The sequence below is a fragment of the Gordonia spumicola genome (assembly GCF_009932475.1).
In the GTDB taxonomy this organism is placed as follows: domain Bacteria; phylum Actinomycetota; class Actinomycetes; order Mycobacteriales; family Mycobacteriaceae; genus Gordonia; species Gordonia spumicola.
This window is the reverse complement of record NZ_BJOV01000003.1, coordinates 610,738-633,026: the sequence shown is the minus strand read 5'-3', so window position 1 is coordinate 633,026 and position 22,289 is coordinate 610,738. Positions and strand designations below refer to the sequence as shown.

Below are 22,289 nucleotides of genomic sequence, written 5' to 3'. Positions count from 1 at the left end.
CGGGAGCGGGAATCATTGCTCCCGAGTCTAGGGCAGCGGTCAGACGCTTTCCGCAGCGCGCTTGATCTTCCCGAGCGTCTCGCGGATGCCCTCGCGCAGTTCGTCCTCGAAGGAGTCGTTGCCGCCGAACACCTTGTCGACGAGGAACGCCGAGACCGCGGTGGTCTTGCCGTCCTTCGCGGTGCGCGTCTCGGTGACGCGGACGCCGCCCTCGGTCTGGTCGATCCGGTACGACCACACGGTGTGGTTCTCGGCGATCCGGAACGCGATCTCCCGGTTCGGATCGAAGGTGACGACCTTCGCGCTGGTCGGCCAGAAGAGCGGGCCGCGGCGGTTCAGGTTCACGGTGCGGGCGCCCTGGCGCACGTCGCCCCCGAGCACGACCATCTTCTTGCACTGCGGGCTCCACTCGCCCATGCGCTTGAGGTCGCTGATCACGGACCACACGGCCTCGGGGGATGCGTTGACGTCGATCGAGTCTTCGATGATGGGTTCAGCCATGCCCGTCACCCTAAACCAGTTGCTGTGACGAGCGGTAGCGTGACGGCCGCCTCAGCCGACGGTCACCATGTCGTACTCGGACACCCTGCCCGACAGTCGAGCGAGGTGGGCGTCGGCGTCGCCGAGGGTGTGGGAGATGGCGGTCAGGCGGCTGACGTAGTGGCCGACGGGGTACTCGGCGGTCATGCCGATGCCGCCGTGCATCTGAATCGCCTCCTGGCCGATGTGCCGTCCGCTGCGGCAGATCTGCAGTTTGGCGCGCGACGCCGTGACCGGGTCGTAGTCGCCGTCGGCCAACGACGCCGTCAGATACGTGCTCATGCTCTGGGCGAGTTCGTTCGAGACGTACATGTCGGCGGCGCGGTGCGTGAGCGCCTGGAACGTGGCGAGCGGGACGCCGAACTGCTTGCGCGTCTTCAGGTAGTCGACGGTGAGCGCCAGCGCGCGGGTCATCGCGCCGACGGCCTCCGCGCAGAGCGCCGACTGCGTCGCGACCTCGACGTCGGCGATGACCTGCGACGCGTCGCCGTCGCCCAGACGTGTGCCGGGCGTGTCTGCGAGCTCGATCTGTGCACCCCGCCTGCGGTCGTGAGTGCGGTACGCGGTGCGCGTGACGTCGTCGGCCGCCACCAGGTACAGGCCGATGGCGCCGTCCTGCTCACGTGCGGAGACGACGAACGTGTCGGCGACGTCGCCGTGGTCGACGAGGGTCTTCGTTCCCGTCAGACGGCCGTCGACCGCGGTCGTCGCCACCGCGGCGTGCGGCCAGCGGTCCCTCGGCTCGGTGTGCGCGAACGCCAGCATCCGTTCGCCCGCGGAGAGCCCGCCGATGATGTCGGCGCGCGTCGCGGCGTCGGCGGTCCGCGACACCAGCAGGCCGGGGACCACCACCGATCCGAGCAGCGGCTCCGGTGCGAGGCTGGCGCCGAGCTCGCCCATCACCACCGAGAGTTCCTCGTGGCCCGCGCCCATGCCGCCGTCGTCTTCGCTGAACACGAGGCCGAGGATGCCGATCTCGGCGAGCGAGCGCCACACGTCAGGGCTCCACCCGACGTCGGTGTCGGTGACCGAGCGGAGGGTCTCCACGTCGTAGTGGGAGGTCAGGACGTCGCGGACGGTGTCGCGCAACATCACCTGTTCTTCGGACAGATCGAATTCCATGAAAGTTCTCCTGATGTCGCTAGAGGCCGAGCACGGCCTTGTCGATGATCTGGCGCTGCACTTCGGACGAGCCGCCGTAGATCGTGACCTTGCGGTAGTTGAGGTAGGTGGGGACGGTCAGCTGCGCCCACGCGGGGGAGTCGACGTCGGCGGTCCCGTTGGCGGCCGCGGAGTCCACTCCGGCGACCGGCAGCGAGTCGGGGCCCGCGATGTCGGCGAGCAGTTCCATCGCCTGCTGCTGCAGTTCCGAGCCGCGCAGTTTCAGCAGCGACGACGCCGGGTTCTGCTTGCCGTTGGCCGACCCCGCGACCACGCGCAACTGAGTGATCTCCAGGGCGAGGAGCTGATTCTCCAAGTCGGCGAGGCGCGACGAGATGGCCGGATCGTCGAGCAGGGTGCCGTTCGGCGTGGCGATCCCAGAAGCCAGCTCCTTGGCGCGCGCCAGCTTGGTCTTCGTGTAGCCGACGCGGGCGATGCCCGAGCGTTCGTTGCCGAGCAGAAACTTCGCGATCGTCCAGCCCTGGTTCTCCTCGCCGACGAGATTCTCGACGGGGACGCGGACGTCGCTGAAGAACACCTCGTTCACCTCGTACCCGCCGTCGATCAGCTGGATGGGGCGCATCTCGATGCCGGGAGTGTCGAGGTCGATGAGCAGGAAGCTGATGCCCGCCTGCTTCTTCACGTCGGGGTCGGTGCGGACGAGCATGAAGATCCACTTGGCGTACTGACCGAGTGTGGTCCACGTCTTCTGGCCGTTGACGACGTAGTGGTCGCCGTCGCGGACCGCGCGGGTCTTGAGCGACGCGAGGTCCGAGCCGGCCTCCGGCTCGGAGAAGCCCTGGCACCACCACAGGTCGAGGTTGCGGGTGATCGGGAGGAACCGTTCCTTCTGCGCGTCGTTGCCGAAGTGCGCGATCACCGGGCCGACCATGCCCGCGTTGAACGGCAGCAGGTCGGGGACGAAGTTGAGGGCCATCTCCTCGCGCCAGATGTGATGCTGCACCGGCGTCCAGTCCTGCCCGCCCGCTTCCACCGGCCAGGCCGGGACCGCGATGCCGCGTTTGTTCAGGATCTGGGTGGTGGTGACGATGTCGTCCGGGTAGATCGTCTTGCCCTCGGCGTTGCGTCGCCGGATGTCCTCGGGGATCTCGGTGGTGAAGAACTCTCGAAGCTCGGTCCGGAAGGCTTCTTCCTCTGGGGTGAATCGCAGCTGCATGCCTCTACTCCTACCGTGTGGATGTGCGTCACGTCACGTGGTGGCGCGAGACACTACCGGCCGGGAAAGTAGGCTGAGCGACCATGAGACACGTTCACGCATTTCGCGACGACGCACTCGGCGAGTTCGACGCGGTGGGCGTCGCCCGGCGGATCGCATCCGGTGAGGTCAGCGCGCGGGAGGTGCTTGACGCGTCGCTCGCGCGGTTGGACGCGGTGAATCCGCAGCTCAACGCCGTCGCCGTCGACGACCGCGACCGGGCGGTCGCCCGCGCGGACGGATCGTTCGGCGGCGTCTTCGCCGGGGTCCCGTCGGCCGTGAAGAACAACACGGCGTTCGCCGGGATCGCCACCCGCAACGGGTCGGCGGCCACCCCCGACGTGAAGGCGTCCGAGAACGAGCCGTTCGCCGACCAACTCGTCGAGACCGGCCTCAACATGATCGGCGCCACGACGACTCCGGCGTACGGGCTCACCGCGACCACCGAGTTCGTCGACCGGGATCCCACCCGCAACCCGTGGGACACGGACTTCTCGTCGGGTGCGTCGTCGGGCGGCGCGGCGGCCCTCGTCGCATCGGGTGTGCTGCCGATCGCGCACGCGAACGACGGCGGCGGCTCCATCCGCATCCCGGCCGCGGCGTGCGGCCTCGTCGGGTTCAAACCCACCCGAGGGCGGACGGCTCCGGCGGAGATGGCGAAGAGTCTCCCGATCGACCTGGTCAGCAATGGCGTCGTCACCCGGTCCGTGCGCGACAGCGCCGCGTTTCTCGCCGACGTCGAACGCCGCCACCCGGCGGCGGGGATGCCCGCGATCGGCGACGTCCAGGGGCCGGGGGACAAACGGCTGAGGATCGCGCTGGTCAACGCGCCGATCACCGGCGGCCTCCTCGACCGCGACACCGACAAGGCCGTGAACGGCACCGTCGAACTGCTCGAGTCGCTCGGTCACCGGGTGACGACGGTCCCGCTGCCCGTCGATCGGTCGTTCATCGACGACTTCTCCGACTACTGGGCACTGATGGCGTTCGGCATCGACCGACTCGGCAGGTTCACGATCGGCAAGGGTTTCGACAACTCGCAGATCGACCCGTTCACGCGCGGACTGTCGAATCGCTTCGCGCGACGCTTCTACCGGACTCCGCTGGCGATCCGCGGCCTCCACAAGGGGACGGCGGCGTTCCGCAGCCTGTTCGACGACTTCGACGTCGTCCTGTCGCCGACCCTGGCCCACGTGACCCCCGAGATCGGCGTCCTCTCGCCCGCGGGTGACTTCGACGAGGTGTTCGCCAAGCTCGTCGACTACGTGTCGTTCACGCCGGCCAACAACGTGAGCGGCACCCCCGCCGTCTCGCTTCCGCTGGCGCAGACCTCGACCGGTCTCCCGATCGGTATCCACTTCTCCGCCGACCTCGGCGACGAACGCACCCTTCTGGAACTGTCGTACGAACTCGAAGCCGCCAGGCCGTTCGCCCGCATTCAGTCCGCCTAGGGCCGTCCTAACAGTCACCGCTCCAGGGAAGCGATACTCGTGAGAGCATCGCCGCCCCGGAGCGGTGACTGTTCGGCGAAGAGGTCAGTGGGCGACGGCGCCCTCGGCTCCGACTCCGGTGAGGGAGCGGACCTCCATCTCTGCGTTCTTGGCGGGATTGCCGCGGTCGCGCGACGTCAGAGTGCCGACGATGCCGAGGACGAATGCCAGCGGGATCGACACGATGCCGGGGTTCTCGAGCGGGAACCAGTGGAAGTCGGAGCCCTTGATCATCGACTTCGCGGTGCCGGAGACGGCGGGCGAGAAGACGATCAGGACGATGCACGAGATCAGACCGCCGTACATGCTCCACAGTGCGCCGCGGGTGTTGAACCGGCGCCAGTACAGGGAGAACACGATGGTCGGCAGGTTTGCCGACGCCGCCACCGCGAACGCCAGGGCGACGAGGAACGCGATGTTCTGCCCGTTGGCGAGGATGCCGAGCACGATCGACGCGACGCCGAGGACGACGACGGTGATCCGGGAGACGCGGACCTGATCGGTCTCCGACGCCTGGCCGCGCTTGATGACCGAAGCGTAGATGTCGTGGGCGAACGACGCCGACGCGGTGATCGCGAGACCGGCGACCACGGCGAGGATCGTCGCGAACGCGACCGCCGAGATGATGCCGAGCAGGACCGTGCCGCCGAGTTCGAGGGCCAGCAGCGGGGCCGCGGCGTTCTCGCCGCCCGCCGCGCCGAGGATCTTCTCCGGGCCGACGAGTGCGGCCGCACCGTAGCCGAGGACCAGCGTGAACAGGTAGAACGCACCGATCAGGGTGATCGCCCAGACGACGGAGCGTCGTGCTTCCTTCGCGGTGGGGACCGTGTAGAAGCGCATCAGGACGTGCGGCAGACCCGCGGTGCCCAAGACGAGGGCGAGACCGAGGGACAGGAAGTTGATCTTCGACTCCGTCGACCCGCCGTACTTGGCTCCGGGCGCCAGGACGTCGCGCGCGGCGACCTTCGAGTCGGACGAGCCGGTGAACATGCTCTGGGCCTCACCCATCAGGTGCGAGATGTTGAATCCGAACTTGATCAGCACGATCGCCGTCATGATCGCGGCGCCCGCGATCAGCAGGACGGCCTTGATGATCTGCACCCAGGTGGTGCCCTTCATGCCGCCGATCAGGACGTACACGATCATCAGGACGCCGACGACGGCGATGACGATCGCCTGACCCGACTTCGAGTGGATGTTCAGCAGCAGCGCGACGAGGCCGCCCGCACCCGCCATCTGCGCCAGCAGGTAGAACAGCGACACGACGAGCGTCGAGATGGCGGCCGCCATGCGGACCGGGCGCTCCTTGAGGCGGAAGCTCAAGACGTCGGCCATCGTGAACCGACCGGTGTTGCGGAGGAGTTCGGCCACCAGCAGCAGGGCGACGAGCCACGCGACGAGGAAGCCGATCGAGTACAGGAAGCCGTCGTAGCCGTAGACGGCGATGGCGCCCGCGATGCCGAGGAAGCTGGCGGCCGACAGGTAGTCGCCCGCGATCGCGATGCCGTTCTGCGGGCCGGAGAAGCCGCCGCCCGCGGTGAAGAACTCGGACGCCGACGTGTTCTTGCGGCTGGCCCTGATCACCACGAACATCGTGATGGCGACGAAGGCGATGAAGATCGAGATGTTGACGGTCGGATTGCCGACGGCTTCGGCTGCTGCGAGTCGGGTGGTCATCACTTCTCCTTCGCGACCGCGGCGTACTCGCCGTCGGCGAACTTCTGGCGGATCGCGTCCGCCTGCGGATCGAGGTCTCGGTTCGCGAACCGGACGTAGGCGAACGTGATGGCGAACGTCGTCACGAACTGGAGGAGACCCAGGATGAGACCGACGTTGATGTTGCCCCACACCTTGGTGCCCATGAAGTCGGTCGCGAACGCGCCGAGCAGCACGTACACGCCGTACCAGATGAGGAAGAACGCCGACAACGGGAAGACGAAGCGCCGCAGACTCGCGCGGAGCTTGGTGAATTCGGGGCTGGCCTGGGCTACGAGGAACTCGTCGGGCGACGGTTCGAGCCTGGCGGGAGGCTGGTCGGACACGATCACTCCTTCGCTGGTGAGTTGACTGTGAATCGCATGCGATGAGCATGAACGAGACCGGTGTCACACAGGAGAGAAGTTGTGAGCTGATCGACGAGGTCTGTCGACGGTGCGACGAACGGTCCGTCGTCGTCGGCGAACGGTCAGCGGTCGAGTCGGACCGTGAGGTACACCGTGCCGTTCCCAGCGCTCGTCGGATACAGGCGCAGGTCGACGACGGCGCCGCCGGACTCTGCCGACTGCTCCCACTGCACGTCGTGGCGCGTCGGCGTCTGAACGGCCACGCCGAGGTCGTGCGACCAGTCGCGGAGAGTGTCGACGGCGTCGCCCCAGGGCTCTGTGAGGCGGCGGTTGATCGACACGAACTCGATGCGATCGGAGGTGTCTGTATGGACGGAGATCGTCACATCGTGCGCCGTGAACGTGGAGCCGTCGGGGAGCGTGAGATCGATGTTCTCGGAGGTGAATTCGCGGATCGTGTCGGAACCTTCGAACGGGGTGCCACCCAGCTCGGAGGCGTTGGCGGGACTGCGGAGATCGACGACGAGGGTCTTCGGGTCGTTGAGGAAGACCCCGGCGATGGCCCCGAAGAACAGGGCTCCGGCGACGGGGAGGACCACGGTTCCGATGAGCACACCGCCGATGATCGCCGTGGTCCGGGAGTGCTTGTCGCCGCGGGTGTTCCAGGCGATGACGAGCAGGAGCGTGCCCACCAGAACGATGACCACCATCAGCGGGACGAGAATGAGGATGAGCCCAGCACCCCCGGCGCCCATCAGGGAGTCCTCTCCACCCCGAGACCGAGACGTTCCGGTACATGCATGGCTGCGAAGATACCGGCGACCCGCGGGGGAACCGTCGCGCGTGTCATTCGGCTGACTCCGATCATCACCGCGAACGTCAACGGCACGGTGACGGCGGCCGGATAGTCGGCGATCACGCCGGGCCAGCCGTCGAGCACGTCGACGGCCACCAGGGTGACGGATGTGATCGACGTGATGCCGCCGACGACGAGTCCGGTGACGGCTCCGGTCGCGGTGAGACCGCGCCACCAGATGCCCAGGAGGAGCAGCGGACAGAACGTGGCGGCGGACACGGCGAACACGAGGCCGACCGACCGCGACAGCTCCAACGACCCGGCGCTCAACGCCAACCCGATCGGGACGAGTCCCCCGACGACCGCACAGATCCGGAAGCTGCGGACGCCCGCGGGCAGCAGATCGGTCGACATGACACCGGCGATCGACACCAGCAGACCCGACGACGTCGCGAGGAACGCGGCGATCGCGCCCGCGGCGACGAGGGCTCCGAGCAGCGTGCCCCACACTCCGCCGAGTGCGGCGGACGGCAGGAGCAGGACGGCGGCGTCGGCGTTGCCCGTCGACAGGATCTGCGGTGTCCACACCCGGGCGAGAGCGCCGAGGATCGTCGGGAACAGGTAGAACACCGACAGTGCGGCGATCACGTTGAGAGCGGTCCGGCGGGCCGCCCGACCATCGGGGTTCGTGTAGAACCGGACCAGTACGTGAGGCAGGCCGATCGCGCCGAGGAACGTCGCGACCATCAGGGACAGCACCTGGTACATCGGGTGGTCGCCGCCGAGGCCGCCGCCGGACGACGCCCAGGCGTCGCCCGTCCGCGGGATGCCGGAGACGATGGGAGTCTGGGCTCCGGCGGCCAGTCGGATCGTCGAGCCCTCGGCGACGGTCACGACGCCGCGCACGGTCGGGGCTCCGTCGATCAGGACGCCGGTCGGATCGTCGATGCGGACGGAGACGGTGCGACCGACGTCGACCGTCGTCGCGGTCTGCACATGCGGTGGAACCGGATCACCCAGCCGGTGCGGGCTGCCGAGGAAGAGGACCGCCATCGCGAGGGCAGGCACGGCGATCGCCGTCAACTTGAGCCAGTAGGTCGCGGCCTGCGCGAACGTCACCGACCGCATGCCGCCGCCGACCACGTTGACGATCACCAGGAGTCCGACCGCGAGCACGCCGATCCACGACGGCAGGCCGAGCAGGATGTCGAGGGTGAGGCCCGCGCCCTGCAATTGCGGCACCAGGTAGAGGACGCAGATGCCGACCACCACCAGCATCGACACCCGGCGCGCGCGAGGCGAGGCGAGACGGAACTCGGCGAAGTCGGGGACCGTGTACGCACCGGACCGCCGCAGCGGCGCGGCGACGAACAGCAGCAGCGCGAGGTACCCGGCGGTGAAACCGATCGGGTACCAGAGGGCGTCGGCGCCGTACTTCGCGACGAGCCCGGCGACACCGAGGAACGATGCGGCCGACAGGTATTCGCCCGCGATGGCCGCGGCGTTCCAGCCGGGGCCGATACCGCGCGAGGCGACGAGGAAGTCGGACGTCGAGCGGGCGCCCCGTCCCGCGTAGGCGCCGGCGGCGAGGGTTCCCGCGGCCGCGGCGATCACCGCGGCCAGCGTCCACCCGCTCATCGGGTGTGGTCCTGGATGGACGCTTCGACTCGCTTCGCTCGCTCAACGACCGGGCTGACTCTCCCCGCTGGGCTTCCTTCCCCCGTTCGTTGAGCGAGCGCAGCGAGTCGAAGCGTGTTGCCACTCACGACGGCTCGTCGGAGGTGAGGCGTTCGAAGTCGCGTTCGGCTTGTTCGGCGAGGCGGAGGTAGAGGCGGCCCGCGAGGTAGAGGACGGGGTAGGGGAGGACGCCGAGAATCACCCAGTTCAACCGAATGCCGACGACGGTGGCGGAGGCGAACGGTTCGACGGTCGCGCCGAGGACAGGGATGGCGACGAAGATCAGCACGACTGCCAGACCGAGGCGGACCGCCAGCGCCAGTTGGGCGCGGACCAGACCGCGGACGAGATGTTCGCCGACTCCGCTCTGTTCGGCCACCTGGACACGGGTCCGCACCATGCGGGCCCCGCGTCGTTGAGACAGGACCACGCGTTCGCGGGGCGGGAAGTCGGGCATGTCAGACGCCGCGGATGGTGCGCATCGGGTCGCGGACCAGGCGGTCCTTCAGCTCGCGGACCTGTCTGCGGCTGACGGGCAGTTCGACGGCGGCCGACCGGCCGTTCGCCTGGACGCGGACCATCGTCGTCGTTCCGGACGATCGGAGCCCGACGACCATCGGCAGATTCACCAGGTAACTGCGGTGCACTCGGGCGAAACCGGCCGACTGCCAGCGGGTTTCGAGGGTCGACAGGGTCACCCGGACCAGGTGCGGGCCGGTGTCGGTGTGCAGTCGGGCATAGTCGCCGACGGCCTCCACCCAGGAGATCGCGTCGCGTCGCACGAGCGAGGTGACGCCCGCCGACTCGACAGGGATCACCTCGTCGCTCTCGACGACGGGCTCGGGTTCGTCGGCAGCGGTCCCCAGGTGGGCGACCACCCGGTCGACGGCCTGGTGCAGTCGGGCGTCGCGGAGCGGCTTGAGCAGGTAGTCGAGGGCGCCGATCTCGAAGGCGTCCACGGCGCGGTCGTCGTGCGCGGTCACGAAGACGATCGGCGGCGGCGACGCGTAGTTGGCGAGCACGCCCGCGAGTTCCATCCCGGACAGGCCCGGCATCGAGATGTCGAGGAACACGGCGTCGACGTCCCGGTCGGCGAGCTCGCGCAGGGCGCTTGTCGCGTCGGACGCCGTGATGACGGCCGCGACGGCGTCGTGCCTGTTCAGGAGGTAGGCGAGTTCGTCGAGGGCGGGGGCTTCGTCGTCGACGGCGAGGACTGTCAGTCCGGTCATCGGTCATCCCTCCCGTCGGCGGCCGGGTCGACGCGGATGCCGGACGCGAACTTGGGGATCCGCATGCTCACGCGTGTGCCCGCGCCGACGGCGGTGTCGACCACTAGACCGTAGTCGTTGCCGAACGCCGACCGCAGACGTTGGTCCACATTGGTGAGCCCGACGTGCGCGCCGTCCGACTCCTCCGGGCCTGCCGGGTCGAGTGCGTCGATGGCTCCGGTCCGCAGCAGTTCGGGGTCCATGCCGACGCCGTCGTCTTCGATGGACAGCAGGCAGTCGGGGCCCTCGTTGCGGGCGACGATGCTGATGGTCCCGGACTTGCGCCCCGCGAGCCCGTGGCGGACCGCGTTCTCCACGAGCGGCTGCAGCGCCAGGAACGGGACGACGACGCCGAGCACTTCCGGCGCCACCTGCAGTTTCACGGTGAGTCCCGGCCCGAAGCGGGCGCGTTCGAGGGTCAGATAGCGGTCGATGTTGCGGAGTTCGTCGGCGAGCGCCGTGTACTCGCCCGCCGCGCGGAACGAGTAGCGGGTGAAGTCGGCGAAGTCGAGGATCAGTTCGCGCGCCCGGTCGGGGTCGGTGCGGACGAACGACGCGATCGTGTTGAGCGCGTTGTAGATGAAGTGCGGGCTGATCTGTGCGCGCAGCGCCAGGACTTCGGCGCGGTCGAGGCGTGCGCGGGACGCGTCGAGTTCGGCGAGCTGCAACTGGCTGGCGGCGTAGCGGGCCACCTCGGTGATCGCGCCGATTCTTCCCGGACCCGGCTCGTCGAGCGAGGCGACGACGAGGACTCCCGCGCTGATGTCGTCGGTGAGCAGGGGAGCGGCCAGCAGGTGTCGGGCGAGGGCCGCGGTCCCGCCGGGTCCGCGTTCGACGGCCGGACGCTGGTCGCGCAGGGCCGTCGCGGCGAGGTCTGCGGTCGCCGTCATGATCGGCGGGGTCCACAGGTCGTCGTCGCCCGCGCGGGCGAGGAGTTCGGCGCCCGGCCCGTACAGGGCCACGCCGTCGGCCGAGGTCAACGCCAGCAGCGGTCCGACGGCCTCCGCTGCCGACTGTTCGGTGAGCCCGCTGCGGAGGGGCCGCGCCGCCAGCGCCGCGGTCTGCAGGGTGTCGTAGACGGCCCGCTCGTGCGGTGTCGCCACTACCTTCCTCGTCCGCAGGGCGATCGCGACCAGCAACGCGGCCAACGCCACCCCGAGGATCGCGATGGTGATCAGTTCGCCCGACATGCGTCCTGACGCTAGTCGGTATCCGCCGCCGCGGAGCGCATTGCCACCGCGTACACCGTCCCGTGCATCGAGGACGCTCGACCCATGTGGAGCGACGGACTCGGCGAGCTATGGGCTAACGAGAGCAGACGAAGACGCGTCGATCACGGACTGTATGTCATCTGTTCAGCCGACTGGTTCCGCGAGTTCATATTCGACTGTTGCCATACGTCCATGGCTCAGAAATACGGCAACAAGAAGGTCCGGGCGATCAGCGCGCTCGGCGCGGTCGCGGTCCTCGGTGCGACCGGCGTCCTCGGGGCGTGCTCGTCGGACGACGCCGTCGGCAACGACGGCGACAAGGTCGCGGGCGTCGACATCCAGCGGGCGGCGACGGGCGACATCACGCAGAACGGCGGGGCGCGTCGTCTCACCGAGGATCAGACCGCGGCGATCGCCGACTCGATCCAGCGCTCGGGCGCGAAGAACGTCATCCTGATCATCGGCGACGGCACCGCCAACCAGGAGTTGACCCTGGCGCGCGACTACCAGTATGGCGCGGCCGGGCAGCTCCCCGGCATCGATCAGCTCCCCTTCAGCGGCGACTACACGACATACTCGCTGAACAAGACCTCGCACAAGCCCAGCTACGTCACCGACTCGGCGGCGTCCGGGTCGGCGTGGTCGACGGGGACCAAGACGTACAACGGTGCGATCGGCGTCGACGTCAACGGCAAGGCTCAGCGGTCGATCCTTGAGATCGCGAAGGCCAACGGCCTCAAGACCGGCGATGTCACCACCACCGAGATCCAGGACGCCACCCCGGCCGTGCAGGTGGCGCACGTGTCGCAGCGCAAGTGCTACGGCCCGAAGGCGACACTGGAGAAGTGCCCGGAGAACGCCCTGGAGAACGGCGGCAAGGGGTCGATCACCGAACAGCTCCTCGCGGCCCGCCCCGACGTGACCCTCGGCGGCGGCTGGGAGACCTTCACCGAGACCGCCACCGCGGGCGAGTACAAGGGCAAGACCCTGGACGTCCAGGCCAAAGAACGCGGCTACCAGGTGATCCGGGGCGCCGACGAACTGAAGAACGTCCAGTCCGCCGACCAGGACAAGCCGCTCCTCGGCGTCTTCGCCGACGGCAACCTTCCGCGTGTGTGGGGTAAGGCGACGGCGGTCAAGGACGGCAACAAGCAGCCGGCCGTCACGTGCGCCCCGAACCCCGAGTTCACGTCGAACGTCCCGAAGCTCGGCGACATGACGAGCAAGGCCATCGACCTGCTCAAGGGCGACAAGGGCTTCTTCCTACAGGTCGAATCGGGTTCGATCGACAAGGCGAACCACGACGCCGACCCATGCGGCCAGATCGGTGAGACCGTCCAGCTGTCGGACGCCGTGACCACGGCTCTCGCCTTCGCCAAGGAGAGCAAGGACACGCTCGTCATCGTGACCGGCGATCACGCGCACTCCAGCCAGGTCGCCGAGCCCGACGCGGAACTCCCGATGCCCGGCCTCACTCGCAACCTGACGACGAAGGACGGCGAGATGATCACCGTCAGCTACGGCACCTCGCTCGAGCCCGGCGAGGAACAGCACACCGGCGGCCAGGTCCGCATCGCCGCATACGGCCCCGGCGCCGCGAACGTCTCGGGTCTGTCCGACCAGACCGACCCGTTCTTCTACATCACCGACCAGCTCGGGCTCGACCGCCAGAAGAAGTAGTCCGGAGAACCACCGCGCCACAGCGTCGACGACGGTCCAGAGGCCGTCATCGGTGCTGTGGCGCGGTGGTTCTGCCTTTCGGGTGTTATTTCTTCTCGCAGGCGACGCCGTCCTTGTCGCGGTCGAGGTGCGTGTTCTTCTGGTAGACGGCCTTGTTCACGACGTATCCGCGGGCAGGCTTGCTCTTCCCCTTGACGACGTCGCGTCCGCCCGGGCGGGCGACGCCGTGGCGGTAGTCCTTGTTGAGTGCCGCGCAGTTCGCGTAGCGCTTGACGGGGGCGGCATCGGCGTCGGTGTGCGGTGCGACGGCGACGACCGTCAGGGCGATGGCTGCCGCGGTGCAGATTCGAGTGATCACCCGCGAAATCGTAGGCGGGCCCGTCGGGCGCGGGTAGTCCCAGATCGGGGGCCTGCATACCTTGCACTCTCCATAGGTGAGTGCTAAAACGGAGTCTGGCACTCGCGGCATGCGAGTGCCAGGTCGGAACGGTGAGATCGGTTCACAAGACACCCCGGTCGTCCGTCGCGGGCATCGAGTCCGACCCTACGAGAACTTAGTGTCACCCCCAACCGGAGGATCACACACCAATGGCAAAGCAGATTGCTTTCGACGAAGAGGCCCGTCGCGGACTCGAGCGCGGCCTGAACAGCCTCGCCGACGCCGTCAAGGTCACCCTCGGCCCCAAGGGCCGCAACGTCGTCCTGGAGAAGAAGTGGGGCGCCCCCACGATCACCAACGATGGTGTTTCCATCGCCAAGGAGATCGAGCTCGAGGACCCGTACGAGAAGATCGGCGCAGAGCTGGTCAAGGAAGTCGCCAAGAAGACCGACGACGTCGCAGGTGACGGCACCACCACCGCCACCGTCCTTGCTCAGGCACTCGTCCGCGAAGGCCTGCGCAACGTCGCGGCCGGCGCGAACCCGATGGTCCTCAAGCGCGGCATCGAGAAGGCCGTCGAGGCCGTCACCGCTTCGCTGCTCGCTTCCGCCAAGGAGGTCGAGACCAAGGAGCAGATCGCTGCTACCGCAGGCATCTCGGCAGGCGACCAGAGCATCGGCGATCTGATCGCCGAGGCCATGGACAAGGTCGGCAACGAGGGTGTCATCACCGTCGAGGAGTCGAACACCTTCGGCCTGCAGCTCGAGCTCACCGAGGGCATGCGCTTCGACAAGGGCTACATCTCCGGCTACTTCGTCACCGACGCGGACCGCCAGGAAGCCGTCCTCGAGGACCCGTACATCCTGCTCGTCTCGGGCAAGATCTCGACCATCAAGGACCTGCTCCCGCTGCTCGAGAAGGTCATCCAGGCCGGCAAGCCGCTGCTGATCATCGCCGAGGACATCGAAGGCGAAGCCCTCTCGACCCTCGTCGTGAACAAGCTCAAGGGCACCTTCAAGTCCGTCGCCGTCAAGGCTCCGGGCTTCGGTGACCGTCGCAAGGCCATGCTGGCCGACATCGCCATCCTCACCGGTGGCGAGGTCATCAGCGAAGAGGTCGGCCTCTCGCTGGAGACCGCGGGCCTCGAACTGCTCGGCACCGCGCGCAAGGTCGTCGTCAGCAAGGACGAGACCACCATCGTCGACGGTTCGGGCGAGGCTGAGCAGATCGCCGGCCGCGTCGCGCAGATCCGCTCGGAGATCGAGAAGAGCGACAGCGACTACGACCGCGAGAAGCTGCAGGAGCGCCTCGCCAAGCTGGCCGGTGGCGTCGCAGTCATCAAGGCAGGCGCGGCCACCGAGGTGGAGCTCAAGGAGCGCAAGCACCGTATCGAGGACGCCGTCCGCAACGCGAAGGCTGCCGTCGAAGAGGGCATCGTCGCCGGTGGCGGCGCTGCACTGCTGCAGTCGGAGTCGGCCATCGACGGCCTGTCGCTCGACGGCGACGAGGCCACCGGCGCGAACATCGTCAAGGTCGCACTGTCGGCTCCGGCCAAGCAGATCGCGATCAACGCGGGCCTCGAGCCCGGCGTCGTCGCCGACAAGGTCCGCAACTCGCCGGTCGGCACGGGCCTCAACGCCTCGACCAACGAGTACGAGGACCTGCTGGCCGCAGGCATCAACGACCCGGTGAAGGTCACCCGCTCGGCACTGCAGAACGCAGCGTCGATCGCGGCCCTGTTCCTCACCACCGAGGCCGTCATCGCCGACAAGCCCGAGAAGAACGCCATGCCGGCAATGCCGGGCGGCGACGAGATGGGCGGCATGGGCTTCTGATCTGACAGATCAGAGGTTCACTGCAGAACTCACCGGAGGCCGGTCACCCCACACGGGTGGCCGGCCTTCGGCGTTAAATCGATTGCCTCGGCGCGGACGCCCTGGCAGTGTTCCCGGTTGTCCGCACCCGCACCAGAGAGGAAGTGACATGCATATGACTGTCGTCGGCGTGACTTCGACCCGCCATCACACCCCTCTCTGGAGCATCCATGACTTCGTACGACGAGGCGTCCTCCGACGCTGATCTCTACACCTTCGACTACCGCCCGATCGACGACCCCGGCGACGATCAACGCTTCACCCGCTACTGGGACGTCGAACCGCTGCAACGCGGTCCGCAGCCGGTCCCGGGCTGGCTGGTGACCGACCGGGCCGCGCTCGAGACAGACCTCGGCGTCCTCAAGACCGGCAAGGAAGCAGACGTCCACCTGCTCGAACGCGCGGTGCCCGCCACCGGTGAGCGCTGCGTCCTCGCCGCCAAGCGGTACCGCGACGACCAGCACCGGTCATTCCGACGGAACGCCGGGTACACCGAAGGACGGCGGGTGCGGGACTCCCGCGTGACCAGGGCCGTCAACCGCAAGTCGGCCTTCGGTCGTGAGATGGCGGCCGGACAGTGGGCGCACGCCGAATGGGAGTCGCTGGTCCGCTGCCTGCACGCGGGCGTCCCGGTCCCGTACCCGGTGCAGATCGACGGGACCGAGATCCTGATGGAACTCGTCGCGGTGGACGGCAGCCCGGCGCCTCGGCTCGCCGCGGTCCGGCCCGACCGCGACCTGCTCGTCGACTGGTTCGATCAACTCCGCGGCGCCATGCTCGCGATGTCGGCCGCCGGGTTCGTCCACGGAGACCTGTCGCCGTACAACGTCCTCGCCGCGGGCGAGCGGCTGGTGATCATCGACGTGCCGCAGATGGTCGACCTGATCGCGAACCCCAACGGCGCGGACTTCCTTCAGCGCGACTGCACCAACATGTGCGACTGGTTCGCCCGCCGCGGCCTCGACGTGGACCCGCAGGAGTTGTTCGGCGAGGTGATCGCCGCGGCCTGGTGACGGAAAACGTCCCCGAGACAGTCCTCCGAGGGCAGACCGGGCTGTTTCACAATGAACCGACGTCGCTGTCATGCTGGTTGAGCGGTTGCGGAGCGTTAGCGAAGCAGCCTGTCGAAACCGCCGTCACCCGGGCTGGAACTCATTGTCCACCAAGATGTCTTGTCGGACTCCCAGCCCGGGTGACGGTGGTTTCGACAAGGGCCTCCGCTAACGCTCCGGCCCAGCTCAACCACCAAGACTGATGCTTCCGTCAGTGCAGCGGAACGGCGCGCCACGGGCCGGTCGGATCGGCCAACAGCGAACGGACCACCGGTTCGGTGCGGTCGAGCGACCGTCGCACGGCGCGCTTGCCGGACGTGTGGAGGCCTGCCTCGACCGCGCACCCCACTTCGAAGCCCCATGCGAACGCCTCCCACGACGGGTAGACGGCTGCGGCGTCGCCGAACTCGGCGATCAACGGCCACGCGTCGGCCGGTTGCAGATAGCCGACCGTCACACACTTGCGAACGAGCTGGATGCTGCGCGCGCAGTCCCACGCGGAGACCGTCGTGGGGAGCCTGGCGGCGGAGTCGAGCATCCGCTCCGATGCGACGTCGAGGACGGCCGTCACGATCGATTCGTGGGTGAGATCGTTGAGATGGTCGGCGATCGCCGACCGCAGGCCACTCGGGGAGTGGGCGCCGAACACGACGTTCGCCGACCGCAGCCACTCCAGGACGGGATCGGTGAGCACGGTGTACGAGCCGACGCCGACGGCCGTCCGGACCTGCTCGGGTGACACCGGCCCGTTCAGGTCCCAGCGGTCGGCCAGCTCCTTGCGGATGCCGCGAGCCGGTCCCTGTGCGGCCAGGTGCAGACCGGTGACCTGCAGCGTCTCGGCGGCGAGCAACGGAGCGGCGGCCGCGAAGCCCCGACGTTCACGAGGGCCGGGAAGTCCGGGCGCCCACATCGGGCCGGGCGTGGGGTGGGCCTGCTGTCGAGCGGCGGCGGGTGCGGGCGGGTGGGCTGCCGAGACCGGGTTCACGGTTGTCGGAGCCCACTGCGCGGTCGGCGGTGTGCCGTCGAGGGCGGCAGCCAATGCGTCGGCGAAGTCGCTGCACGAGGCGAACCGGTCGGTCGGGTCCTTCGCGAGCGCGCGAGCCAGAACGTCGTCGACGGTCGTGGGCAGCGACGGGCGGACACCGGACGCGCGTGGCGGAGCCACGGTCAGGTGCTGGTGGAGGAGTTCGCCGACGTGTGCTCCGACGAAGACCTCTCGTCCGGTCAGCAGGTGGAAGAGGGTGGCGGCGAGCGCGTACTGGTCGGTCGCCGGGCCCGCGGTCCCCGCGATCTGCTCGGGTGCACAGTACGAGATGCTGCCGAGGAACGAACTCGTCGCCGTCAACGACTGCGCCTGCCCGGCGGCCTTCGCGATCCCGAAGTCGGTCAGGTAGACGCGGGGCCGTCCGCGGTGCAGCCGTTCGGTCAGCAGGATGTTGCCGGGTTTCACGTCGCGGTGCAGGATGCCCTGCGCGTTCGTCGCATCGAGGGCGTCGGCGACGTCGAGCGCGATGTGCGCGACAGCCGCGGGATCGAGGCCGCCGGGGGCGGATGCGAGAAGTCGGGCGGCATCGGTGCCGTCGATGTACGACATCGCGATCCACGGCCGGTCGCCTGCCACCCCGCGGTCGTGGATCGACACGACATTCGGGTGGTCGATTCCGGCGGCGATGTCGGACTCTCGCAGGAATCGCTCCCGGAACTGGCCGTCGGACGCGTCGACCGCGCCCAGCACCTTGATCGCGTCCTCCCTCGGCAGGCGTGGATGCGAGGCGAGATAGACCTCGCCCATCCCGCCGACACCGAGCTTCCGCACGATCCGATACCCGGCGAACTCCTCGCCCTCCCGCAAAGTCCCCGTCTGGTCCACGGCGCAAGCGTAGTCAGCGATCGGTCAGCGCGGGTCGAGCAGACCCAGAACCGAGTAGGCGGCGATCTTGGTCCCGAAACCGATCGCGGCGAGATCGACGACGTAGTTCGGGTTGTGCGGGTAGTAGGGGACCAGCTCGCCGCGGGACAGGGCGTCGAGGAAGACCTCCGGCGCGGCGACGCCGACCAGCAGGTAGTTGAACGGCAGATCGGTGTGCGGTCCGCGCAGCATGTGCGCGTCCTCCGAGCCGGTCACGGCGGGCATGTCGGTGACGACGTTCTCGGCGCCGATGATCTCGCGCAGCGACGCCGACATCGCCTCGGCCAGGTCGGGAGTGTTCACCAGGGGCGGGGACGCGCCCTTGAGGACGAGGTCGGGAAGTTCGTCGTCGCCCATCCCCGCGGCCCGGGCGATGGACTCCGACGCGGTGCGGATCCCGCCGAGCAAGGCCTCACGGACGTGCGGTTCGAACCAGCGCAGGTTCACCTTCACCAGCGCCTCGGACGGGATCACGTTGTTGTCCGTTCCGGCCTGGATGGATCCGACCGACACGACGGCGGTGGCGTTGGGCTCGACGGTCCGCGGCACCAGCGAGGTGAAGTCGAGGGCGGCCTGCGCCGCCATCCGGACGGGGTCCTTCGCCTTGTGCGGCATCGATCCGTGCCCGCCGACGCCGTGGAAATGCACGTCCACCTGGTCGGTCCCGGCCATCCGTGTGCCGGGCGGGTTGATCACCATGCCGACCGGGCCGGGCGCGGTGTGCAGGCCGATCAGCACGTCCGGCGTGGGGATGAAGTTGTAGAGGCCGTCGTCGAGCATCGCCTGCGCGCCGGTGATGAGCTCCTCGGCGGGCTGCCCGATCAGGACGACGGTCCCCGACCACTCGTCGCGCACCGCGACCAGCGCGTTCGCCATGCCGATGAGCCAGGTGACGTGCGCGTCGTGCCCGCACATGTGCCCGACCGGCACCTGGGTGCCGTCTTCCCTGGACGCGGTGACGGTGCTCGCGTAGTCCAGGCCGGTCTCCTCGCGGACGGCGTTCGCGTCCATGTCGGCCCGGTACATGACGACCGGCCCCGGACCGTTCCGGAAGGTCGCGGCGATGCCGGTCTTGCCGATGCCCTTCGTGACGTCGAAACCGAGGTTCTGCAGCGCCTTCTCGATGAGACGGGCGGTGCGGATCTCCTCGAAACCGAGTTCGGGATTGCGGTGGATGTCCTTGAACAAGTCCACCAGGCGCACGGTGTCGGCGTCCACGAGGTCGTCGACGCGGGCGATCAGATCCTTGGGGAGCGAACGGGAGGTCACCATGCGTGCCAGCGTATCCGTGCCGGAGCGTTCGGCCGTCGGTTTCCGGCGGCGGCATAATGACGGGCATGGTCACCCAGCCGAACAGTCCCGAATCCGTTGCCGCGCCGGGCGCTCCGAGCCCGGTCCCGTCGCTGGTGAACCTCCGTGGCCTCGGCGGGTGGACGGCCGCGGACGGGCGGACCGTCCGGCCCGGACTGCTGTACCGGTCGGCCGACTTCCGGCCGCTCACCGCCGACGACGCCGACGACTTCGCGGCGCTCGGCGTCCGCACCGTCTACGACTTCCGGTCGGCGGCCGAACGCGAGGCGTCACCCGATCCGACGTTCGACGGAGCGTCGAACGTCGGCCTCGACGTGCTGGCCGACTCGTCGATGGCGGTCCCGGCCAACCTCGCCGAGTTCTTCTCCGACCCCGAACTGGTAGCGAAGGCAGGCGAACAGCTGGGCGGTGGACGGGCCGTGGCCGCCATCACGTCCACCTACCGCGACCTGGTGAACCTCCCGAGCGCACGGTCGGCCTACCGCGACTTCTTCACCGGCCTCGCCGGGGGAGACGGTCCGGCGCTGTTCCACTGCACCGCGGGCAAGGACCGCACGGGATGGGCGGCGGCCGCGCTGCTCACCCTGCTCGGCGTGTCCCGCGACGACGTCCTCGCCGATTATCTGCTGACCAACGAGCGGTTAGTCCCGTCGTTGCAGCCGATCTTCGACACGTTCGCCGAGGCGGGCGGTGACCCCGATCTGCTGCTGCCGGTGTTCGGCGTCCGCGAGGCGTTCCTCGCCGCATCGTTCGACGAGGTCGCCGACCGGCACGGATCGATCGAGGCCTACTTCGCCGACGGTCTCGGCATCGGCCCGGATGTGCAGGCGATGCTCCGCGGGGCGTTGCTGGCATGACCTCGCAGCGCGTGAAGATGGTGGCCGCTGCCGCCGACGTCATCGCGCGCAAGGGAGTGGCGGGGACGTCCATCGGCGACGTCCTCACCGAGGCCGACGCGCCGCGTGGCAGCGTCTACCATCATTTCCCCGGTGGTCGGACGGAGCTCATCGAGGCCGCGGTCGAACGCGCGGCGTCCCGCGTCGACGACGTCCTCGTGGACGGCGCCCGCGAGTCGCCCGCCGACGCAGTCGCGGATCTGGCCGCCATGTGGCGCCGCGTCCTCACCGACTCCGACTTCGCGAGCGGCAGCACGACGGCCGCGGCGGGCGCCGCCCACGGGGACGCGCCGGAGTCGGCGGTCATCGCGGCGCAGTACTACCGACGGTGGGAACAGGTTCTCGCCGTGAGCCTGCGGACCCGCGGATTCACCGCCGACGACGCGCACGCGGTCGCGGTCACGGTGCTCGCGGCGTTCGAGGGGGCGGTCATCCTGTGCCGTGCCGAGCGGAGCGTCGACCCGCTCGATCTCGTCGCCGACCAGCTCACACGTATGGTCGGCGGGCCGGATTCGGGTTGATTTGTTGCCACACTGGCGACTGCGGCGAGGTGCGGGGGTAAGTTCTTCCGCATGGCTGTCTCCGCAAGCACTGAATTCGACATCGACGCACCGCCGTCGGTGATCATGGAAATCCTCCTCGACGTCGAGTCGCTGCCCGAATGGTCGGGTCCGCACAAGTCGGCGAAGATCATCACCGAGCACGAGGACGGGAGCCCCGCACGCGTCGAGGCGTCCGTCAGCGCCGTCGGCATGACCGACGATCAGGTCCTGGACTACACGTGGACCGAGAACACCTGCTCGTGGACCCTCGTCGAGAGTTCGCAGTTGAGCCAGCAGGAGGGCACGTACACCGTCACCCCCAAGGGTGAGGGTTCGCACGTGAAGTTCGACCTCAGTGTCGAGCTCAAGATCAAGCTGCCCGGCCTGATCGTGAAGCGAGCCCAGAAGATGGCCGTCGACACCGCGAAGAAGGGCCTGACCGACGAGGCGAAGCGGCGCGCCTGACATTCCGCTGAGCGACCCGAGAGGCCGCCGAGACCACCGGTCTCGGCGGCCTCTCTCGTCCCATGCATAGTCTCGGGCCCGTGTCGGCGAGATAACGATTCATGGCACATGGCGGTGCATGATGTGACGGGAGTAACGTCGTCCGCGACGGTCGACAGAGAGGGCGAGGCGTGCGTATTTCCACTGGTCATAAAGGTATTCGGGTGTTGTTCGGCGCGGTGGCGTGCGGTGCGGCGTTCGGGGCGATGGCACTGTTCGGAGGCGGTGACGCGCACGCATCGACAACCTGTGGAGCCGTCGACAACGCGCGCACCGAGCACGCGCGAGGTGAGAGCCACTGCATCGCCAATGCGGGCCCCGGATCGCGGGCCAGCGCCGAGGACACCAGCGGCAGCGGGATCGCCACGGCCGTCGCCACCACCGGCGGCAGCGCCACGAGCAAGAACCTGCAGCCCGGCTCGCAGGCCCTCTCGAGCGGCATCTACGGCGGCAACGCCTACTCGATCACGACGGGCCCCAAAGCCGAGTCGGTCGCCATGGCGCGCCACGACGGGACGTCGATCGCCATCGGCGGCTGGGGCGGCCAGGCGTACGCGGGCCCCGGCGGAACGTACTGTGCGGGCGGCTTCGGCGCGGCGTACGACAGCACCACCGGCGCGTTCTGCGTGAAGTCGGGGTCGATCGACATCCACTGACGACGCGGGGGACCTTGGTCCCGTCCGGCCCGACGCGCGCCCGGCTCGACCAGCGGGTCGGGCG

General features: G+C 68.7%; 21 protein-coding genes. 8 read left to right on the top strand and 13 right to left on the bottom strand.

The window, feature by feature from the left end:
• Positions 1-39: 39 nt before the first annotated feature.
• The 3 genes from GYB83_RS08995 to GYB83_RS08985 are packed head-to-tail and all read right to left on the bottom strand — an operon-like array spanning position 40 to position 2,878.
• A complete protein-coding gene (locus GYB83_RS08995; protein WP_161895162.1) occupies positions 40-501 on the bottom strand; it encodes an SRPBCC family protein in 462 nt (153 codons plus the stop codon).
• Between the two features lie 51 nt (positions 502-552).
• The gene (locus GYB83_RS08990) at positions 553-1,662 is read right to left on the bottom strand and encodes an acyl-CoA dehydrogenase family protein (protein ID WP_161895161.1); all 1,110 of its coding nucleotides are present in this window, start codon (positions 1,660-1,662) and stop codon (positions 553-555) included.
• Between the two features lie 19 nt (positions 1,663-1,681).
• A complete protein-coding gene (locus GYB83_RS08985) occupies positions 1,682-2,878 on the bottom strand; it encodes an acyl-CoA dehydrogenase family protein (RefSeq protein ID WP_161895160.1) in 1,197 nt (398 codons plus the stop codon).
• Positions 2,879-2,961: 83 nt separating this feature from the next.
• On the opposite strand from GYB83_RS08985, the gene GYB83_RS08980 reads away from it, so the two are divergent.
• On the top strand, positions 2,962-4,368 hold the full coding sequence (locus tag GYB83_RS08980) for an amidase (protein ID WP_161895159.1): 1,407 nt from the start codon (positions 2,962-2,964) through the stop codon (positions 4,366-4,368).
• An 84-nt stretch (positions 4,369-4,452) separates the two neighbouring features.
• Here the strand turns inward: GYB83_RS08980 and GYB83_RS08975 are convergent, their stop codons facing one another.
• The 7 genes from GYB83_RS08975 to GYB83_RS08945 all read right to left on the bottom strand — a co-directional run bounded on the left by GYB83_RS08975 (position 4,453) and on the right by GYB83_RS08945 (position 11,401).
• On the bottom strand, positions 4,453-6,084 hold the full coding sequence (locus tag GYB83_RS08975) for a monocarboxylic acid transporter (protein WP_161895158.1): 1,632 nt from the start codon (positions 6,082-6,084) through the stop codon (positions 4,453-4,455).
• Positions 6,084-6,449, bottom strand: coding sequence for a DUF485 domain-containing protein (locus GYB83_RS08970; RefSeq protein ID WP_161895157.1), 366 nt, complete (start codon positions 6,447-6,449; stop codon positions 6,084-6,086). Before GYB83_RS08970 ends, GYB83_RS08975 begins: the two co-directional genes overlap by 1 nt.
• Positions 6,450-6,592: 143 nt before the next feature.
• Positions 6,593-7,225 (bottom strand): hypothetical protein, encoded by a 633-nt coding sequence (locus tag GYB83_RS08965; RefSeq protein ID WP_161895156.1) that lies wholly within the window; start codon positions 7,223-7,225, stop codon positions 6,593-6,595.
• Entirely contained in the window at positions 7,225-8,904 is a 1,680-nt protein-coding gene (locus GYB83_RS08960) for a sodium/solute symporter (RefSeq protein ID WP_161895155.1), read from the bottom strand. The genes GYB83_RS08965 and GYB83_RS08960 overlap by 1 nt, the downstream gene beginning before the upstream one ends.
• 124 nt (positions 8,905-9,028) lie before the next feature.
• Positions 9,029-9,400 (bottom strand): hypothetical protein, encoded by a 372-nt coding sequence (locus tag GYB83_RS08955; protein ID WP_161895154.1) that lies wholly within the window; start codon positions 9,398-9,400, stop codon positions 9,029-9,031.
• Position 9,401: 1 nt separating this feature from the next.
• On the bottom strand, positions 9,402-10,172 hold the full coding sequence (locus GYB83_RS08950) for a LytR/AlgR family response regulator transcription factor (protein ID WP_161895153.1): 771 nt from the start codon (positions 10,170-10,172) through the stop codon (positions 9,402-9,404).
• Positions 10,169-11,401, bottom strand: a complete 1,233-nt coding sequence (locus tag GYB83_RS08945) for a sensor histidine kinase (protein ID WP_161895152.1) — start codon at positions 11,399-11,401, stop codon at positions 10,169-10,171. The genes GYB83_RS08950 and GYB83_RS08945 overlap by 4 nt, the downstream gene beginning before the upstream one ends.
• A gap of 213 nt (positions 11,402-11,614) precedes the next feature.
• Here GYB83_RS08945 and phoA point away from each other — a divergent pair, with 213 nt between their 5' ends.
• Positions 11,615-13,102, top strand: a complete 1,488-nt coding sequence (phoA, locus tag GYB83_RS08940) for an alkaline phosphatase (RefSeq protein ID WP_161895151.1) — start codon at positions 11,615-11,617, stop codon at positions 13,100-13,102.
• 85 nt (positions 13,103-13,187) lie between these two features.
• Here the strand turns inward: phoA and GYB83_RS08935 are convergent, their stop codons facing one another.
• Positions 13,188-13,460 carry an excalibur calcium-binding domain-containing protein gene (locus GYB83_RS08935; RefSeq protein WP_228461331.1) on the bottom strand — a complete coding sequence of 91 codons (273 nt, stop codon included), beginning with the start codon at positions 13,458-13,460 and terminating at the stop codon, positions 13,188-13,190.
• A gap of 230 nt (positions 13,461-13,690) precedes the next feature.
• On the opposite strand from GYB83_RS08935, the gene groL reads away from it, so the two are divergent.
• Both groL and GYB83_RS08925 read left to right on the top strand, forming a co-directional pair.
• Positions 13,691-15,316, top strand: coding sequence for a chaperonin GroEL (groL, locus tag GYB83_RS08930; RefSeq protein ID WP_161895149.1), 1,626 nt, complete (start codon positions 13,691-13,693; stop codon positions 15,314-15,316).
• Between the two features lie 209 nt (positions 15,317-15,525).
• Positions 15,526-16,368: a serine protein kinase RIO gene (locus GYB83_RS08925; RefSeq protein WP_161895148.1), complete on the top strand. Its 843-nt coding sequence runs from the start codon at positions 15,526-15,528 to the stop codon at positions 16,366-16,368.
• 250 nt (positions 16,369-16,618) lie between these two features.
• Here GYB83_RS08925 and GYB83_RS08920 read toward each other — a convergent pair whose 3' ends face one another.
• Both GYB83_RS08920 and GYB83_RS08915 read right to left on the bottom strand, forming a co-directional pair.
• The gene (locus GYB83_RS08920) at positions 16,619-18,277 is read right to left on the bottom strand and encodes a protein kinase domain-containing protein (RefSeq protein WP_161895147.1); all 1,659 of its coding nucleotides are present in this window, start codon (positions 18,275-18,277) and stop codon (positions 16,619-16,621) included.
• Between the two features lie 24 nt (positions 18,278-18,301).
• Positions 18,302-19,588 (bottom strand): amidohydrolase, encoded by a 1,287-nt coding sequence (locus tag GYB83_RS08915; RefSeq protein ID WP_161895146.1) that lies wholly within the window; start codon positions 19,586-19,588, stop codon positions 18,302-18,304.
• A 65-nt stretch (positions 19,589-19,653) separates the two neighbouring features.
• Here GYB83_RS08915 and GYB83_RS08910 point away from each other — a divergent pair, with 65 nt between their 5' ends.
• The 4 genes from GYB83_RS08910 to GYB83_RS08895 all read left to right on the top strand — a co-directional run bounded on the left by GYB83_RS08910 (position 19,654) and on the right by GYB83_RS08895 (position 22,225).
• Complete coding sequence (locus GYB83_RS08910; protein WP_161895145.1) at positions 19,654-20,484, top strand: tyrosine-protein phosphatase; 831 nt, start codon at positions 19,654-19,656, stop codon at positions 20,482-20,484.
• Positions 20,481-21,044 (top strand): TetR/AcrR family transcriptional regulator, encoded by a 564-nt coding sequence (locus tag GYB83_RS08905; RefSeq protein ID WP_161895144.1) that lies wholly within the window; start codon positions 20,481-20,483, stop codon positions 21,042-21,044. The genes GYB83_RS08910 and GYB83_RS08905 overlap by 4 nt, the downstream gene beginning before the upstream one ends.
• A 51-nt stretch (positions 21,045-21,095) precedes the next feature.
• Positions 21,096-21,530 (top strand): SRPBCC family protein, encoded by a 435-nt coding sequence (locus tag GYB83_RS08900; RefSeq protein WP_161895143.1) that lies wholly within the window; start codon positions 21,096-21,098, stop codon positions 21,528-21,530.
• A gap of 170 nt (positions 21,531-21,700) precedes the next feature.
• Positions 21,701-22,225: a DUF6764 family protein gene (locus GYB83_RS08895; RefSeq protein ID WP_161895142.1), complete on the top strand. Its 525-nt coding sequence runs from the start codon at positions 21,701-21,703 to the stop codon at positions 22,223-22,225.
• Positions 22,226-22,289 lie beyond the last annotated feature (64 nt).

Bases quoted from the DNA above. Each gene is read 5' to 3' on its own strand.
- GYB83_RS08910 (WP_161895145.1), top strand. From the start codon at position 19,654: ATGGTCACCCAGCCGAACAGTCCCGAATCCGTTGCCGCGCCGGGCGCT.
- GYB83_RS08905 (WP_161895144.1), top strand. From the start codon at position 20,481: ATGACCTCGCAGCGCGTGAAGATGGTGGCCGCTGCCGCCGACGTCATC.
- phoA (WP_161895151.1), top strand. From the start codon at position 11,615: ATGGCTCAGAAATACGGCAACAAGAAGGTCCGGGCGATCAGCGCGCTC.
- GYB83_RS08995 (WP_161895162.1), bottom strand. From the start codon at position 501: ATGGCTGAACCCATCATCGAAGACTCGATCGACGTCAACGCATCCCCC.
- GYB83_RS08985 (WP_161895160.1), bottom strand. From the start codon at position 2,878: ATGCAGCTGCGATTCACCCCAGAGGAAGAAGCCTTCCGGACCGAGCTT.
- GYB83_RS08925 (WP_161895148.1), top strand. From the start codon at position 15,526: ATGACTTCGTACGACGAGGCGTCCTCCGACGCTGATCTCTACACCTTC.
- GYB83_RS08945 (WP_161895152.1), bottom strand. From the start codon at position 11,401: ATGTCGGGCGAACTGATCACCATCGCGATCCTCGGGGTGGCGTTGGCC.
- GYB83_RS08990 (WP_161895161.1), bottom strand. From the start codon at position 1,662: ATGGAATTCGATCTGTCCGAAGAACAGGTGATGTTGCGCGACACCGTC.
- GYB83_RS08965 (WP_161895156.1), bottom strand. From the start codon at position 7,225: ATGGGCGCCGGGGGTGCTGGGCTCATCCTCATTCTCGTCCCGCTGATG.
- GYB83_RS08915 (WP_161895146.1), bottom strand. From the start codon at position 19,588: ATGGTGACCTCCCGTTCGCTCCCCAAGGATCTGATCGCCCGCGTCGAC.
- groL (WP_161895149.1), top strand. From the start codon at position 13,691: ATGGCAAAGCAGATTGCTTTCGACGAAGAGGCCCGTCGCGGACTCGAG.
- GYB83_RS08955 (WP_161895154.1), bottom strand. From the start codon at position 9,400: ATGCCCGACTTCCCGCCCCGCGAACGCGTGGTCCTGTCTCAACGACGC.
- GYB83_RS08975 (WP_161895158.1), bottom strand. From the start codon at position 6,084: ATGACCACCCGACTCGCAGCAGCCGAAGCCGTCGGCAATCCGACCGTC.
- GYB83_RS08960 (WP_161895155.1), bottom strand. From the start codon at position 8,904: ATGAGCGGGTGGACGCTGGCCGCGGTGATCGCCGCGGCCGCGGGAACC.
- GYB83_RS08950 (WP_161895153.1), bottom strand. From the start codon at position 10,172: ATGACCGGACTGACAGTCCTCGCCGTCGACGACGAAGCCCCCGCCCTC.
- GYB83_RS08900 (WP_161895143.1), top strand. From the start codon at position 21,096: ATGGCTGTCTCCGCAAGCACTGAATTCGACATCGACGCACCGCCGTCG.
- GYB83_RS08980 (WP_161895159.1), top strand. From the start codon at position 2,962: ATGAGACACGTTCACGCATTTCGCGACGACGCACTCGGCGAGTTCGAC.